The 15,867-nt window shown below is 60.7% G+C and carries 8 protein-coding genes and 1 pseudogene; 5 read left to right on the top strand and 4 right to left on the bottom strand.

Going from position 1 to position 15,867, the window contains the following annotated elements; all coding sequences use genetic code 11:
• Positions 1-67: 67 nt before the first annotated feature.
• Positions 68-1,384, bottom strand: coding sequence for an MFS transporter (locus P0D84_RS46670; protein ID WP_408350713.1), 1,317 nt, complete (start codon positions 1,382-1,384; stop codon positions 68-70).
• Between the two features lie 540 nt (positions 1,385-1,924).
• Between P0D84_RS46670 and P0D84_RS46665 the strand changes: the two genes are divergently transcribed.
• Entirely contained in the window at positions 1,925-6,685 is a 4,761-nt protein-coding gene (locus P0D84_RS46665) for a trifunctional serine/threonine-protein kinase/ATP-binding protein/sensor histidine kinase (RefSeq protein ID WP_408350710.1), read from the top strand.
• A gap of 139 nt (positions 6,686-6,824) precedes the next feature.
• On the opposite strand, the gene P0D84_RS46660 is transcribed toward P0D84_RS46665, so the two are convergent.
• Positions 6,825-7,823, bottom strand: coding sequence for a sigma-54-dependent Fis family transcriptional regulator (locus P0D84_RS46660; protein ID WP_408350707.1), 999 nt, complete (start codon positions 7,821-7,823; stop codon positions 6,825-6,827).
• Between the two features lie 579 nt (positions 7,824-8,402).
• On the opposite strand from P0D84_RS46660, the gene P0D84_RS46655 reads away from it, so the two are divergent.
• Entirely contained in the window at positions 8,403-10,208 is a 1,806-nt protein-coding gene (locus tag P0D84_RS46655; protein ID WP_408350704.1) for an ATP-binding protein, read from the top strand.
• 148 nt (positions 10,209-10,356) lie between these two features.
• Positions 10,357-10,728, top strand: coding sequence for a response regulator transcription factor (locus P0D84_RS46650; RefSeq protein WP_408350701.1), 372 nt, complete (start codon positions 10,357-10,359; stop codon positions 10,726-10,728).
• A gap of 43 nt (positions 10,729-10,771) precedes the next feature.
• Here P0D84_RS46650 and P0D84_RS46645 read toward each other — a convergent pair whose 3' ends face one another.
• Entirely contained in the window at positions 10,772-11,428 is a 657-nt protein-coding gene (locus P0D84_RS46645) for a response regulator transcription factor (protein ID WP_408350698.1), read from the bottom strand.
• Between the two features lie 393 nt (positions 11,429-11,821).
• Between P0D84_RS46645 and P0D84_RS46640 the strand changes: the two genes are divergently transcribed.
• Complete coding sequence (locus P0D84_RS46640) at positions 11,822-12,331, top strand: hypothetical protein (RefSeq protein ID WP_408350695.1); 510 nt, start codon at positions 11,822-11,824, stop codon at positions 12,329-12,331.
• Between the two features lie 245 nt (positions 12,332-12,576).
• On the opposite strand, the pseudogene P0D84_RS46635 reads toward P0D84_RS46640, so the two are convergent.
• Positions 12,577-12,774 (bottom strand): annotated as a pseudogene (locus tag P0D84_RS46635) (DDE-type integrase/transposase/recombinase); the annotation flags it as partial.
• 270 nt (positions 12,775-13,044) lie between these two features.
• On the opposite strand from P0D84_RS46635, the gene cphA reads away from it, so the two are divergent.
• On the top strand, positions 13,045-15,834 hold the full coding sequence (gene cphA / locus P0D84_RS46630; RefSeq protein WP_408350692.1) for a cyanophycin synthetase: 2,790 nt from the start codon (positions 13,045-13,047) through the stop codon (positions 15,832-15,834).
• Positions 15,835-15,867: the final 33 nt, after the last annotated feature.

The following is a 15,867-nucleotide window of genomic DNA, read 5'->3' as shown; positions in this document are numbered from 1 at the left end:
CAGACCGGACGGCGCTCCGTCATGTCGGAGCGAAGGTCCGGTGCCGATCTGCGGACGGGATGCAAGCTCAATGCTGGTTCAAATCACGGCCGCGCGTTTCCGGAACGGTTAGTACGACGAGGAAAACCACGACAGCCAGTGCAGCGAGGTAGTAGCCGGGTGCCGCTGCGTTGCCCGTCACGCGCACGAGGTAAGTACCAACGAACGGCGCCGTACCGCCGAACACCGCATAGGCCAGGTTGTAGGCAATGGCCGCGCCCGTGAAACGCACCGAAGTGGGAAAGATTTCGACAAAGAAGGTGTAAGCGCCGGCGCCATATACAGTCAGGCAGCCTGCCAGGACGACCTGGGCGCCGATCGCCCCCGCGAGCCCGTTACCGGTGTCCAGCAACTTGAATAGTGGAATGCTGGTCAGCGCGATCAACACTGCGCCAGTCAGAAGCATTGGCTTGCGGCCCACCTTGTCGGACACAAAACCGAATAACGGCAGGAATATCGCCACGACGAGCAGACCGATCGCGTTCGAAAGCAGTGCGTCCTGGAAGGATATCCTGGTGACCGTCTGCATGTAAGTCACGAGATAGCCGACCAGCACGTAATACGCCAGCCCGTTCAGCGCGACGACGAAAAACACCTGCATCATGCGTTGGCGATTATGGCGAAAGCTTGCGCTCAGTGGCGCGACGTGCTTCGTCTTCGATTCGGCGGCCGCTCTTTCGAACGTGTGGCTTTCCTCCGTCTTGTTGCGGATGTAAAGGCCGATGAAGGAGAGCGGCGCCGCGACCAGGAAGGGAATCCTCCAGCCCCAGGAATTGTAGCTGTCCGTCGACATCAAATGAGTCAGCAGCAGGATGAACACGCCCGCGACGACCACGGGTACAGCGGACATACCGATGGTGATGCCGATCCACACCGCCCGTCGATGGACCGGCGCGTGCTCGAGAACGAACGACGGCGCGCCCACCGCTTCGGCGCCCGCCGAAAAGCCCTGCACCAGACGGCACACGAGCAGCAGCACCGGTGCCCAGATGCCGATCTGCGAGTGGGTCGGCAGTAGTCCGATCAGTGCCGTTGCCGCTCCGATCGACAACAACGTGATGAACAGAACTGCTTTGCGGCCGATCCGGTCACCGAGCGTGCCGAATATGACGCCGCCGAGAGGCCGCGCAATGAACGCCACGCCATACGCCGCGAACGCCGACGAGATGCTAGCCACCGGGTCGCTCTGTGGAAAGAACAGGTGCGCGATGATGACCACCGAAAACCCATAGACGGCGAAATCGTAGAACTCCACGAATTGCCCGGCAGCGCCTGCGGCGAGCACTCGCAGGGCAAGACTTGTCCGCTTGACGTCCGAACTCGCGGTGTATGAAACGGTATCCATTCGTTACCTGGTCGTTGTGTGGAGCGTTGGAAAAGGGAACGGACAGCAAGGCTGTCCGCTGCGCAAATGACGATGGGAATGCGGCGCTTGCGGTGCGCTCGTTAGCGCCGCGTGCACACCCCCGGCACGAGCTATTACCGAGCCGCTGGACAGCGCTCCTGTAATTCGAACGTCAGACTACAAAGTCAAAACGTGCGACACAATCACCATGTTCTTATGAGATTCATAGGATTGTCTTATGCGCGGTCGACGCCTCGTGCGGCACGGTGTTTCAACCATCGATAGGGCGCTCGGCGCGTCGTCGGCCAAAGCGAGCGGTTCATCCCTCGTGACGGTCCGTACTCGATATGTACGCTGAGCAACCAGCGACGGCGACAAGACTGGCGTCCGATTCGCGACCGAGTAGACTAGTCGTCAATCGTTGCGGTTCGCGAAGTGATCACTTTGGCCGACATGTATGCGGGCCTACGCCCCACTTAACAGTCGAAATGCAAGATGTAGATATCAGGCCAGGTCACCGAGGGAAAAACTGGGGAGGCAATGACTATCGCGATCTGTCAGACCCTTGAGCGGATCTGCGCGACAGCGGGCGCGGATCTCTACCGTGCCCGCCGCACAACGGATGGGATGCCGGTGCTATTGAAGCGCTCGCCGGAACCCGCCGAAGCAGCCCAATCCGCGCGTTTGAAGCGCGAATACCTGCTGCTTCAATCCCTGAATGTCGCGGGCGTTGCGAAACCGCTCGCGCTAGTCAAAGAGGGCGGCGGCCTGGCGCTGGTCCTGGAAGACTTCGCCGGCGAGTCGCTCGAAGCCGTTTTGGATCGTGAGCCGCGCATGGACGTAGCGCTTTGCCTGCGTATTGGCCGCCATCTGGCCGATGCGTTGGCGGGCATCGACCGCGCGAAGGTCATCCATCGGGATATCCGGCCCGCGAATATTCTGGTAGCGCCAGTGACTGGGCAGGTCCTGCTGGTGGATTTCACTCTCACCACGGCCCACGAAACGAACACCGTCTCGCCGGAGGGCGTCGTCGTACCCGTAGGCGATTGGGCGTACGTGTCCCCCGAACAAACCGGCCGCATGAATCGCCAGGTGGATTACCGGACGGCTTTCTACTCGATGGGCGTATTGCTCTATCGCATGCTGAGCGGCCAGTTGCCGTTCGAGGCGAACGATCCGCTCGAATGGACGCATTGCCATATCGCCCGCATGCCGGCGCCGCCTCATGAGATCGTGCCGGAGGTGCCGCAAGCGGTGTCGGATATCGTGATGAAGCTGTTGGCCAAGCTACCGGAAGACCGCTACCAGAGCGCGTACGGACTCCGCGCCGATCTCGACCGGTGTCTCGCGCAATGGCAGGCCTCGGGCCGGATCGAAGCGTTCCCGCTCGGTACGGAGGATATCCCGGAGCGCTTCCAGGTCCCGCACAGACTGTACGGGCGCGGCCCGGAGGTCGAGCGGCTGCTCGGCGTCTTCGAGCGCATGGTGGCAAGCGGCCAAACGGCGCTGGCGACCGTTTCCGGCTACGCGGGCATCGGCAAGTCGGCGCTGGTCGACGCGTTGCGCAAGCCGATTGTCGCGAAGCACGGCTATTTCATTTCGGGCAAGTTCGATCAGTACCAGCGCGATATTCCGTATGCCACCCTCACGCAAGCGTTTCGCGAGTTGGTGCGGCAACTGCTGGCCGAAAGCGAGACGCACATTGCCGGCTGGCGGCAACGGATTCAGGCCGCGGTCGGCGTGAATGGCCAGCTTATTGTCGATGTGCTGCCGCAGGTCGAGATCATCATCGGACCCCAGCCGCCTGTTGCGGCGCTGCCGCCGAGTGAGGCGCAAAACCGGTTCCGCATGGTGCTCCGGCAATTCGTCACGGTGTTCGCGAGCGAGGCACACCCGCTGGTCGTCTTCCTGGACGATTTGCAGTGGACCGATGCGGCCAGCCTGACGTTCATCGAGGACCTGATCACGCACCCGGACACGCGTTATCTGCTGCTGATCGGCGCCTACCGCGATAACGAAGTGGACGCATCGCATCCGCTCGTGACTACTCTCGAGACGATCCGCCACAGCGGCGCACCGGTGACGGACCTCAAACTCGCGCCGCTGTCAGTCGTGCAGCTGAACCAGCTGGTGGCCGACACGCTCCATGCGTCACCCGTCGTCTGCGAACCGCTCACGCGGCTGGTCTATGAGCGTACCGAGGGCAACCCGTTCTTCTTTATCCAGTTCCTGGACTCGTTGAACAAGGAGGGCTTGTTGCGGCATGACATGCGACACTGGGCCTGGCAGTGGGACCTCGATCAGATCAAGGCGAAAGACTTCGCCGACAACGTGGTCGACTTGGTGATCGGCAAGTTGCGTCAGTTGTCTGCCCCAGCACAGGAAGCACTGCAACTGGCCGCCTGCCTCGGCAACACGTTCGAGTTGCGCCATCTCGCGCTAGTCAGCCGGAAATCAGCGACCGAGACTGGGCAGTGCCTCGCGGCGGCGGTGCGCGAGCGTTTGCTCTTGCGCACCCACGGCAGCGGCAAGTTCCTGCACGACCGGATCCAGCAGGCGGCTTATTCACTGATTCCCGCATCCCAGCACGCTGTAGTCCACCTGCGAATCGGCCGGGTACTGCTGGCGAGCTTGACAGCGGACGAGCTCACCGAGCATCTGTTCGATGTCGCGAACCAGTTCAATCGGGGCGCCACGCTGCTGGATGACCGGGATGAGAAGGCGCAGGTGGCGACGCTCGACCTGCGTGCCGGGCGCAAGGCCAAGGCGTCGGCGGCCTACGCGTCGGCGTGCGTATATCTTGCAGCCGGCATCGCGCTGCTCGATGAAAAGGACTGGGGCAACCGATACGAACTCATGTTCAGCCTGCGGCTCGCGAGTGCGGAGTGTGAGTTTCTGACCGGCGATTTCGAGCAGGCCGAGCGACTGATTGCAGAGCTACTGCAGCGCAGGGCGTCGAAATTCGACCGGGCGGCCGTCTACCACCTGAAAGTCCTGCTCCATGTGATGAAGTCGGAAAACTCACAGGCCGTGGACAGTGCGCGCGCCTGCGCCATGCTGTTTGGCATCGACATCCCGGCACACCCGACCTGGGAACAGGTCCAGGCCGAATACGGAACGGTCCGACGCAGCCTGGAGGGACGCCCGATCGAGGCTTTGATTGACTTGCCGCTGATGACCGATCCGGAAATGCGGACCGCCATGGAGGTGCTTTCGATTCCTTTGGAGGCCGCCTACTTTACCGACCTGAATGTGTTTTGCTTGCTGCTATGCTGCATGGTCAACGTCAGCTTGCGCCAAGGGACGAGCGGCCCTATCGCGCAAGCGTATAACTGGCTCGGTACGATCCTTGGCCCGGTCTTCCACAGTTATAGCGAGGGCGATCGTTTCATCCAGCTCGCATCCGACCTGGTCGAGAAGCACGGCTTCATCGCCTTCCGGGCAAAAGAAGGCTTCGCGCACGACCTTGCTGCAGGATTTGATCGTGCCCGAGAGTCCACGACCGCCGCGCGCACCCACCTCGACGAAGTGCATAGTAGCTTCATGCTGTGGGGCACCGGCGGCGAGGTCCGGCAACTCGACGAGCGCACGCCGCCACGGCATGAACAGCCGGCGTCACCGTCCGTCACGTCGCCCAGCAATGTGGGGCAGTTGGATCTGCTGTCGGTGGCCAAGGCGTCGCAGGCAATTTCTTGCCAGATCGTGCTGGAGGACCTGATCGACACGCTGATGCACATCCTGCTGGAAAATGCCGGTGCGCAGACCGGCCAGCTGCTGCTCGTACGCAACGAGAGCCTGGTCCTGGCGGCCGAAGCGAGCGTGGAGCAGCAGACAATTCACGTGCGGCGGCTCCTGAACCAGACCCCGTCCGCATCGGCACCGCCGGGATCAGCAGCGCCCGAAGCGGCGTTGCCGAGCTCCATCGTCAATTACGTCCGGCGCTGCCAGGAGCGGGTGCTGCTGGATGATGCGAGGCAATCGAATCCATTTTCGGCAGACGATTACTTGAGCCGCCGGCAGCCGAAGTCGGTGTTGTGCCTGCCGCTCATGCGGCGCTCCGAGTTGATCGGCCTGTTGTACGTGGAGAACAATCTGGCCACGCACGCGTTCACGCCCGAACGTGTGACCGTGCTGGAACTGCTGGCCTCGCAGGCGGCAATCTCGCTGGAGAACGCGATGCTCTACGCTGCACTTCGTGAGCGGGAAGCACGCATCCGCCGTCTCGTCGACTCCAATATCATCGGGATCTTCTTTGGAGACCTTGTCGGGAATGCCAGCGAGGCGAACGACGCATTTCTGCAGATCGTCGGCTATACCCGGCAAGATCTGCTGTCCGGCAACATCAATTGGACAGGCATGACGCCACCGGAATATCGCGCCGCAGATGCGCGGCACGTCGAAGAGCTTCGGAGAACCGGTACTTGCCAACCTTTCGAGAAGGAATATATCCGCAAGGATGGCCGCCGTGTCCCGGTGATGGTGGGCTCTGCGATACTGGAAGGCTCGCAGGAACAAGGCCTCGCCTTTGTGCTCGACCTGACTGAACGCAAGCGGGCGGAGGAGCAGTTGCAGGCCTTACAGGCGCAACTCACTCATGCCACCCGGGCGAAAACCGTTGAGGAGCTGAGTGCATCCGTTGCCCACGAAGTAGGCCAGCCGCTCACTGCGATCGTGACCAGCGGCGAGGCCTGCCTGCGGTGGCTCGGCCACCGGACGCCGCAGCCGGAGGAGGTGCGGGCGTGCGTGGAGCATATGATCGCCGAAGGCAGGCGCGCGGGCGAAATCGTCCAGGGTATCCGCTCGCTCACCAGGAGGGCTAACCCGCAGAAGACGCGGCTGGAACTCAACGATGTGGTCAACGACGTTGTGTCCCTGGTTCAGCGCGAGGTTGTAAATCATCGCGTTTCCTTGCGCCTCGAGCTCGCCCCCGAATTGCCTCCGCTGCTCGGCGATCGGGTCCAGCTTCAGCAAGTGATCATCAATTTCGTCATGAACGGTATCCAGGCGATGGCCGACATCGGCGACGCGCCACGTGAACTACTGATTGAGTCACGTCGCGACAACGGGGGCCATGTGGTCGTCGCTGTACGGGATTTCGGAACGGGCATTGATCCGGAGAACGCAGATCGGCTGTTCGACGCTTTCTTCACCACAAAGCCCGACGGAATGGGCATGGGATTGTCGATCTGCCGTTCGATCATCGAAGCCCACGGAGGGCGGGTGTGGGCATCCAGCAATGCTGGGCGTGGTGCCGTCTTCCAGTTCAGCCTGCCTGCGATTGGCGAGAACGGGTCCAATTAAAACAAGTGATTCTGAATCCCGTGATGAAACCGGTTGACGCTACGCGAGAGGCCACGGGTCGGCCGAGACGCCTCTTCATCTCATCCCGCCTACAGAATTCATGACACCGGCCCCCTGATTTTAATGAGGTCACCGTACGTCATGGATATTGCAAGGATGGATGGACAGGACGCCTGCCGGCAGCCGAAATCACCAGCAGGAAGCCCAGTGTGTCGGCTCCTTCATTGATGGCCTCGATCTGTACCTGCCGCAGCCAGTCGGGCATCACCGGCGGCATGACGCCCCGCGCAATCATCGCGAGTTCGGGTCGCGGGAACACATGATGAATGCCGGTCGATACACCCAGTCGGGCAAGGGCCGCCTGGGCCCGGGAGTTGGCCTGCACGAGCCGCCCGCGCTCGTCGGTCACGATGATCCCATGTGCCCGCCCGGCATAGCCCATGCAACGTTCCAGCAGCCGCAGACGGCGTTCCATTGCCACCTTGCCGAGCCGGCCCTCGATTCGTGCGGCCAGTGAAACGATCAATGCCAGATTTTGCTGGTTGTAGCTTTGCGCCGGGCCGGAGTGATCGATCACGCCGAGCACGGAGCCGTCCAGCGGATCGCGAATCACCGTGGCAGAGCAGGTCCAGCGCTTGATGCCTTCGCAGAAATGCTCGGCACCATGGATCTGGACCGGCTGCCTCAGCGCCAGCGCGGTGCCGATCGCATTTGTACCGCAATTGAGTTCGGTCCAGCCGCAGCCGGGAATCAGCCGGATTTCGCCGGCGGGTTCCCAGGTGCTCTGATCGCCGGCCAATTCGAGGATCATGCCGTCGGCATCGGTCAACAACAACACGGTGCCGGATTGCAACAGGAATTCGCGCGTCTGCAGGATCGTCGGCAGGCTGGCACTGAGCAGCCGTTCGTTTTTGGTGCGCAAATCGAATAGGCGGTCCTCTTCCAGCGGCGGCGGAGCGCAATCGAGGCCCGGGCTGACCTGGCCGTCCAGGCAGCGATGCCACGAGCGATCGACCACGCCTCGCAGGAGACGCGAGCGTGACGTGTCGCCCTGAAGCATACGATCCCACACGGACATAATACTGGCGTCCCGATCGGGACTGGGAAACCAGTTCATCGATGTGTTCGACTCGTCCACGCTCCTATCTCCTCCTGCTGCAAGATGGCCTCGCGCGCACCAGAAAACCCAACCGCGCCTGTACCCCTTATTGTGGTCCAGGTGCGGCCCTCACGCGCGTCACGCTGTAAACTGTACGCCGATAGTTCGAAGCCTTCCATAAGACCAATACCTCACACGCAAAGCGCTGCCCGGTTTCACGAATGTATTTCGCCATGCCAAGTTATGTAATCAAGAGCCTCGGTGCTGTGCAACTGCTCTCTCCGGGCACACCGAGTTCGACTAGCTCCCGCGCGGAACTGTGTCCCGTGATCGTTGGGAGACCCAGTGCGTAATGGATTTGCCGCATGGGCGCTGACATTGGCATTCTCCTTTACAGGCACATTGCATGAAAGCAGAAGGTCGTGGAACATTCTTACGAGGGTTCTGGTGCGAATGGGAGTGCGGACGGTTTAAGCTTGCAGTTTAACGAGAGAACCGAACAGCCGGAGAAGTCGAAAGCGTCGGCTATTATCTGAAGACGATGCAAGCGGCTGGTGCAGTTGCGCGAAAGGGAGACGTTCTGTGCGGGCGACAGTTTCTTCACATGAAAGCAGAAGCTTGCGGTACCTGGCGACGCTATGGACGGGAGGCTGTGCCGCACTCGGAGCCGTTACTGCGACCTGTGTCTTTCTGGGCCAGGAAGAGAGCACCGCTGGCTTCTTCCTTCTGGTTGTCGTTGTTCTCCTGTCCCTGCTGGACAGCTTCATCTCATCGGTCATTTTCTCGGTTGTCGGCGCCTTGCTGCTTAGCTATTTTTTCACGGAACCCATCGAAAGCTTCCACATCAGCAAACCCCAGGATTCCTTCTCCCTTTTCGCCTTTCTCATCACGTCAATCGCAATCACCACCCTTGTCAGGCGGATTGGCCGCGTTGAGAAGATGCAGCGCGCGCAGGCACAGCTGCTGGAGCTGACACACGACATTATCATTGTGCGCGATAAGAACAACGTGATTACATACTGGAATCAGGCGGCAGAGACGCTCTACGGATGGAAGAAGGAAGAGGCGATTGGGAAGTCCATTGACGAGTTTCTGAATTCGGTGTTCCCGCTGCCTCGAGATGAGCTCCAGAAGATTTTTCTTCGCGACGGCCAGTGGGAGGGCGAGTTAATTCATACACGGCGGGATGGCACCAAAATAATCGTGACGAGCCGCTGGGCTCTGCAGCGCGACGGCGCGGGAAAGCCGTTGGCCACGCTTGAGACCAACAACGACATCACGCAGCGCAGGCGCGCCGAGGATCTGCTTCGAAAGAGTCAGGCGCAGTACTTCGCCGAAGCGCAGAAGCTGAGCAGGACCGGCAGTTTTGGCTGGACTGTCCCGAGCGGCGACCTCTTCTGGTCCGACGAGACTTTTTGTATCTTCGAATACGACCTGGCGCTCGTGCCCACCATTGAACTGGTCAGGCAGCGGGTGCATCCAGACGATAGGCCCCTGTTCGACGAGAAGATTGCAAAGGCACGCGGTTTCACCGTCGACTTTAACATCGAGCATCGTCTGCTTTTTCCAGATGGACGCATCAAGCACCTCCACGTCGTTGGGAGGTCAGCGAACGGTCAGCCGGATAACAGAGCGTTCATCGGGGCCGTGATGGACGTGACGGGGGCGAAGCAAACAGAGGAGCGGTTACGGCATGCGCAAAGCGAACTTGAACGCGTAAGCCGGATAACCGCGCTTGGTGAGCTGAGCGCGTCGATTGCCCACGAAGTGGGACAGCCCCTTTCCGCCATCGTAACGAACGGTGAAGCATGTCTGCGCTGGCTGCAGCGCCAGCCTCCGAACCTGGAGGAAATCGAGAGCTGCGTGAGCCAGATGACGGACCAGGGAAATCGAGCCGCAGAAATCGTGCAACGCGTGAGGGCGCTCATGAAAGGTGCGCCGCTGGACCGGGCACCGATTGCAATCAACGGTGTGGTCGAGGAGGCGATTGCCGTTATCAGGCGGGATATTGAGCGCCAGAGTGGCTCGCTGACACGTCGTCTCGCCAGGGACCTACCGCTGATACTGGGCGACCGTGTGCAGCTCCAGCAGGTGCTCGTCAATTTGATCATCAACGGTCTGCAGTCGATGGCGAGCGTCAACGGCAGGCGCGAACTTATCGTCCAGTCCCGTCTTGACCCTGACGGCAATGTTGTCGTGGCGGTAAAGGACTCGGGGGCAGGCATCCAGGAAGCCAATCTTCCGCAACTCTTTGAACCGTTCTTTACGACACGCAGTTCCGGCATGGGAATGGGGCTTGCTATTTCCAGTTCTATTGTCGAAGCTCACCGTGGGCAAATCTGGGCCTCCAATAACCCTGAAGGGGGTGCGACGTTCTCGTTCAGCCTCCCGCCAGCCATGAAGGAGGAGGCGGTGCGAAAGTGACGCGCGCGGACCGACGCGCACAGGGTTCGGTTTACATATACATTCGTACGATGTCCCTAAACGCTGTTGTGAAGTAATCTGATAATCAGAAGAGGCGGGCGGCACCGACCACACGTCATCCCGAGAGAGAATAAGCGAGGGCCCCATTTTGCAAATTACGCCAGTCGTTTCGATTGTCGACGATGATTCAGCCGTCCGTATTGCGTTAAGCAGCCTCATCCGGTCGCTTGGCTGGCACGCGCGCATGTATGAGTCGGCAGAAGAATTTCTTGCATCCGGGCAGGCCGCCCATACCTCCTGCCTGATTTCCGACATCCGCATGTCCGGGATGTCGGGTATCGAGATGCATGAGCGCCTTCGTGCCCAGGGACATGCCCCGGCCACCATTTTTATCAGTGCATATCCGACGCCCGCATTGCAGGCAAAAGCGGCGAGTAACGGCGCACTTGTGTTGCTGCAGAAGCCTTATCAGGCCACTGCAATGACTCACTGGCTCTCGATCGCTCTCGGAAATCCCTAGCGAATCATCGACGCTGTGCAGAAGTGCTAACGCACGACGGCACTCAATGATGGCCGCCGTGGGGCAGACGGGGCTGGATACCAAGCGATTCGGCCTTGCGGACAAGGTCCGGCATCGAGCGCGCATTCATCTTGCGCATCACCTGTCCACGGTGAACCTTGACCGTGATTTCGCTCAGGTTCATCTCAGAGGCAATCTGCTTGTTCAGCAGGCCGGACAGCACAAAGGCCATCACCTCTTTCTCGCGGGGTGAAAGGGATTGATACGAGGCGCGCAGGCCGGCCAAGGCGGCCTCTGCCACGAGCCGCTCACTATCCCGCGTCAGGGCCAGGGCAACTGCGTCGAGCATGTCCTGGTCCTTGAACGGCTTGGCAATGAAGTCCAGTGCGCCGGCCTTCATTGCCTTCACCCCCATCTCGATGTCTCCATGACCGGTCATGAATACGACGGGAATGCGCACGCCGCTATTGACGATTTCCTGATGAAACGCCATGCCACTTTTTCCGCGGAGCCGCACGTCCAGGATGAGGCAGCTCGGTCCCGCGGAGTGGGGAAACCGGAGAAATTCGTCCGGTGACTCGAAAGTTTCGACGCGCAAGCCCACAGAGCGCAAGAGCATGTCGAGAGCCTGCCGGATTCCCTTGTCGTCATCGACGACGTAGACGACGGAACCGTCGGCTCCTGCGGTTTCAGTTCTCATTCCGTTGGTCGGACCAGCAGTCATCTAGGTACCTCGCAAAGCCGGACGCGGTCGCAGCACATCGCATGACAGTGGCGTGGGTACGCCACATTGCCGGACAGCGCCGTAATCGCCACGGTACCTTCCAGCAGAACCACAGGCAACCCATCGAAATTACCTATGAGCCAGAGCGACCCACTGACGAATCGAGGAACAGGCATTGGTTGCCCAGTGTGTGAGCCCCATCCAGACGGCAACTGACGAATGGCCGGCCTTTCGCGACCATTCCCAGCGGCTGCAACCTGATGCGTAATGTCCTTGAACTCCGAGACGCTCAGGCATCCTGTTTGCTAAAGTATCCTAAGTGTATGAGAGGCGCGCCGATGTTGCGTCGCATCAGACTTGGAGTATGTGATGAAAACGCTGGATACAACGTCGCGCGCGGGCGGCGCCGCTGCGTTGGTGGTCTTGTCCGCAGCTTTGTCCGGTTGCTACTACGTGCCCTACGGCTACGTTCCGTACGGCGAAGCGCCGGGGGCGGCCGCGCCGCAGCAATATCCTTTCTCGGTGCCCGACGCAGCCACAACCGGTGCGGCCACGTCAGATGCGACTCCGTCGACGAACACCTATATCGCACCGGCCGTGCCCGTCTTCGTCGTGCCTGCGTATTATCCCGTTGCGTATCCGTACTACGGCTGGCCCGGGTGGTGGGGACCATCGGTGTCACTGAGCTTCGGCTATTGGGGCGGCTGCTGTTATGGCGGCGGCCGACACGGCTACTGGGGCCACCCCGGCTATTGGGGGCATGGATATCGAGGCGGTTGGGGCGGTCAGGGCGGATGGGGTGGGCACGGATATCCCGGGCGTGGCATGGGCGGCGGCCATTATTGGGGCGGCGGGGGAGGCCACGGGCGTTCGCATTGAACGCTAAGAGAGATGCGCTCGTGTTCAACAGTTCGCCAATAGCCTGAACCTGGGGGGTGAACTGACGCAGGTCGCCAACTCGCGACAGCGGCGAACCGTGCGGTGACCAGTTCCAACCCCCATTGCACGTCGACGAGTCTTTTCAGCACCGCCAACAACAATGCAGCTGACGTATGAACACAATCAAAACGGTTGTGTCGCAATAGGAATCGCGGACGAAAGACGATCTATATGCAAAGTACTGCTTAAGTTGCGACTTCGTAGAATTGATCGGCGGCAGGCGGATGGATTCCGCGAGCGCACTTCATCTGTCCTTTGGCGATCATGTGCATCACTTCAATGCCGTCCAGCAGGATCCGGGCGCCGCGAAACGTTTTAAATCCCAGCACGGACCGCGTGCGTCGCTTGATCGCCCGATGATCCTGCTCGACGAGTCGCTGAAGCTCGCCCGGTGTCGAGCGGAATAAGCGATTCGACACAAACGCATCCAGGCCGCCGACGCCAGTCGCGACGGCTTGTAGCGACAGACCAGAAAATTGACGGCGCAGGTTGCTTTATCTGTAAATGCCTCTATTTTTTAATAGACCGTCTGACGGAAGGGTCGATGGCTCCAAGGTATCTCCAGTTGATTGAAGAACGCCATGCGTCTTCTGGGCAACTGCGCTTTTTGCTACTTCTGACTAACGTGATGCACTCCGCCAGGAGATCATCAAATGGAAGTCCAGTCGATAGTCGCGTATGAAGGCCCCAACATTTACGCGCATTTTCCGATCATCCGATATACCGTCGATCTGGGCGTGCTGGAGGAATGGCCGACCGGGCGGCTCGGCCAGCGATTCATAGACAGTTTGCTCGGTTATCTGCCGGGTCTCGCACAGCATGGCTGCTCGTATCAGTCCCCCGGCGGACTCGTGCGGCGCATGACCGAAGGCGATGGCACGTGGCTCGGCCATGTCATGGAGCATGCAGCCATTGAACTGCAGAAGATGGCCGGTTCGGGCGTCAGCTATGGCAGGACGCGATCTGCGGGTCCACATGGCCACTACGATGTCATCTATGAATACCATGACGAGGCCATCGGCCGGCAGGCCGGAGATCTGGCATTAGCGCTGATCGAGCATCTCTTGCCTGCCGAGTTGAAATCGCAAACGGATACCGGGACGCAGTTCGACTTCGAACAGAAGCTCGACGATTTTCTCCGTAATGCGCGCAATCACGTGGTAGGGCCGAGCACCGCAGCATTGATGAAAGCTGCGGCAGACAGGGCGATTCCGTGTACGCGGATGAACGCGGACAGCCTGATACGACTTGGCTATGGGCGCTTTCAGAAGCGGATCAAAGCCACGCTCACCAGCGAGACGCGTCAGCTCGCAGTCGACATCGCCTCTGACAAGGAAGAGACGAACCGGACGCTGCGGGACGCCGGCTTGCCGGTGCCTCATCAGCGCAAGGTCTATCGTGCCTGCGATGCGGTGGTGAGCGCCGAACAGCTCGGCTATCCGGTTGTCGTGAAACCCCTCGACTGCAATCATGGAAAGGGCGTATCGATCAAGCTCACGACGCCGGAGCAGGTGGAACTCGCATACAAGAGGGCGCGGAAGTACAGCCATGCCGTACTCGTCGAAAGCTATATCCCCGGGTCCGACTACCGGATGCTGGTGGTCAACGATCAATTGGTCGCAGTGGCCAGGCGCGTGCCGGCGCATGTCGTCGGCGACGGTTTGCATACGGTCGAGCAGTTAGTGGAAGAGGCCAATCGAGATTCGCGTCGCGGGGCAGGCCACGAAAACGTGCTCACTCGCATCGAACTCGGTGACACGGCGCAAAGCGTACTGGGTGCCGCCGGATATGATGTCAAGACCGTGCCAGTTGCGGGTGAGTCCGTCTACTTGTGCGCGACTGCCAACCTTTCCACCGGCGGCACGTCCATCGACGTCACCGATCAGGTGCACCCGGACAACCGCGAGATGGCTGTGCGCGCTGTCAAGGCCATCGGCCTCGATGTCGCCGGCGTCGATTTCATTACCACAGATATTGCCGCCTCGTATCGCGAGGTCGGCGGGGCCATGTGCGAGGTCAACGCGTCGCCGGGTCTGCGGATGCATCTCGCGCCGAGCGAGGGTGCGGCGCGGGACGTGGCCGGCGCCATCGTCGACATGCTGTACCCGTCAGGGACCCCGAAGACGATCCCCATTGCGAGCATCACTGGCACCAACGGCAAGACGACCACTTCGCGCATGCTGGCCCAGATCATGAAGCTCGCGGGCTACACCGTCGGCCTCGGTACCACGGACGGTGTGTACATCGACGGACGGATGACGCGCGCGGGCGATATGACCGGTGTGTCATCCGCCCGAATGATCCTCGCGGATTGCGCCGTCGATGCCGCCGTGCTTGAAACGGCCCGCGGCGGCCTGCTGCGCCGCGGGCTAGGATACCCCGAATGCAATGTGGCGGCGTGCCTCAACGTGAGCGCCGATCATCTCGGGCTGAGCGGCATCGAAACCGTGGAGCAGATGGCAGAGGTCAAGCGCATCATCATCGAAGTAGCTAGGGATATGGCCGTACTCAACGCCGACGATCCGTTGTGCATGAAGATGGCGGATCATACCGAGGCGAGCCGGCTGTGCTACGTCACGATGCACGCTGCGCACCCGTTGGTCGGCGAGCATATTCGCGCGGGCGGCGCGGCGCTCGTGCTGGAGGAACAAGTAGGCGGTCACCTGATCGTGCTGTGGGATGGCGGCCGTCGCGTTCCATTGTTGTGGACATATCTGATTCCCGCCACGGTGCAAGGACTCGCGCTGCACAATGTGCAGAACGCGATGTTCGCCGCGGCGCTTGCCCGCGGCCTCGGAATCGACGTCGAGAGCATCCAGCTCGGCCTGCGCACGTTTGATAATTCGTTTTCCCGCACCCCGGGGCGCATGAATATCTGCGACGATCATCCGTTCAGGGTCATTTTGGACTATGCGCATAACCCGGCAGCCGTGCAGACCATGTGCGCCCTGGTGGAGCGGCTCGGCGCGGATCAGCGGAAGATCGTTTCGCTGACGGTTCCGGGCGATCGCCGCGACGAGGACATTCAGGCGATCGGGCGCATTGCAGCCGGGCACTTCGACCAATACATCTGCCATCGGGACAGCGACTCGCGCGGGCGCGATCACCTGGAGGTGCCGGACATGTTGTGCGAAGCACTGCGCACGGCGGGTGTCCCTCAGCAGCAAATCAAGGTCGTCGCGGAGGAGCAAACGGCCAATCAGTTAGCGCTCGAGATGGCACGTCCGGGCGATTTGCTTCTGTTGCTCAGCGAAGATTACGCGGGGGCATGGGAACAGATCGGGCAATTCAAGCCGGAGATGCCACGCGCGCAGGCAACCACCAGGAAGCCGATTCAAATGAGGATACGGCCTGCCGATCTGGGCGGGTTTGAGTGGACCCGGGATATGGAAATTGTTCGCGATGCCCGGGGCGTGCGGCTCGCGAGAGAACTTGAGGACTGAACGAGTACCGCGATCATATTCAATGCAGTTCAA

The organism is Paraburkholderia sp. RL17-337-BIB-A, assembly GCF_046025895.1.
GTDB classification, from domain to species: Bacteria; Pseudomonadota; Gammaproteobacteria; order Burkholderiales; family Burkholderiaceae; genus Paraburkholderia; species Paraburkholderia fungorum_C.
This window is presented reverse-complemented; position numbering and strand designations above follow the sequence as displayed.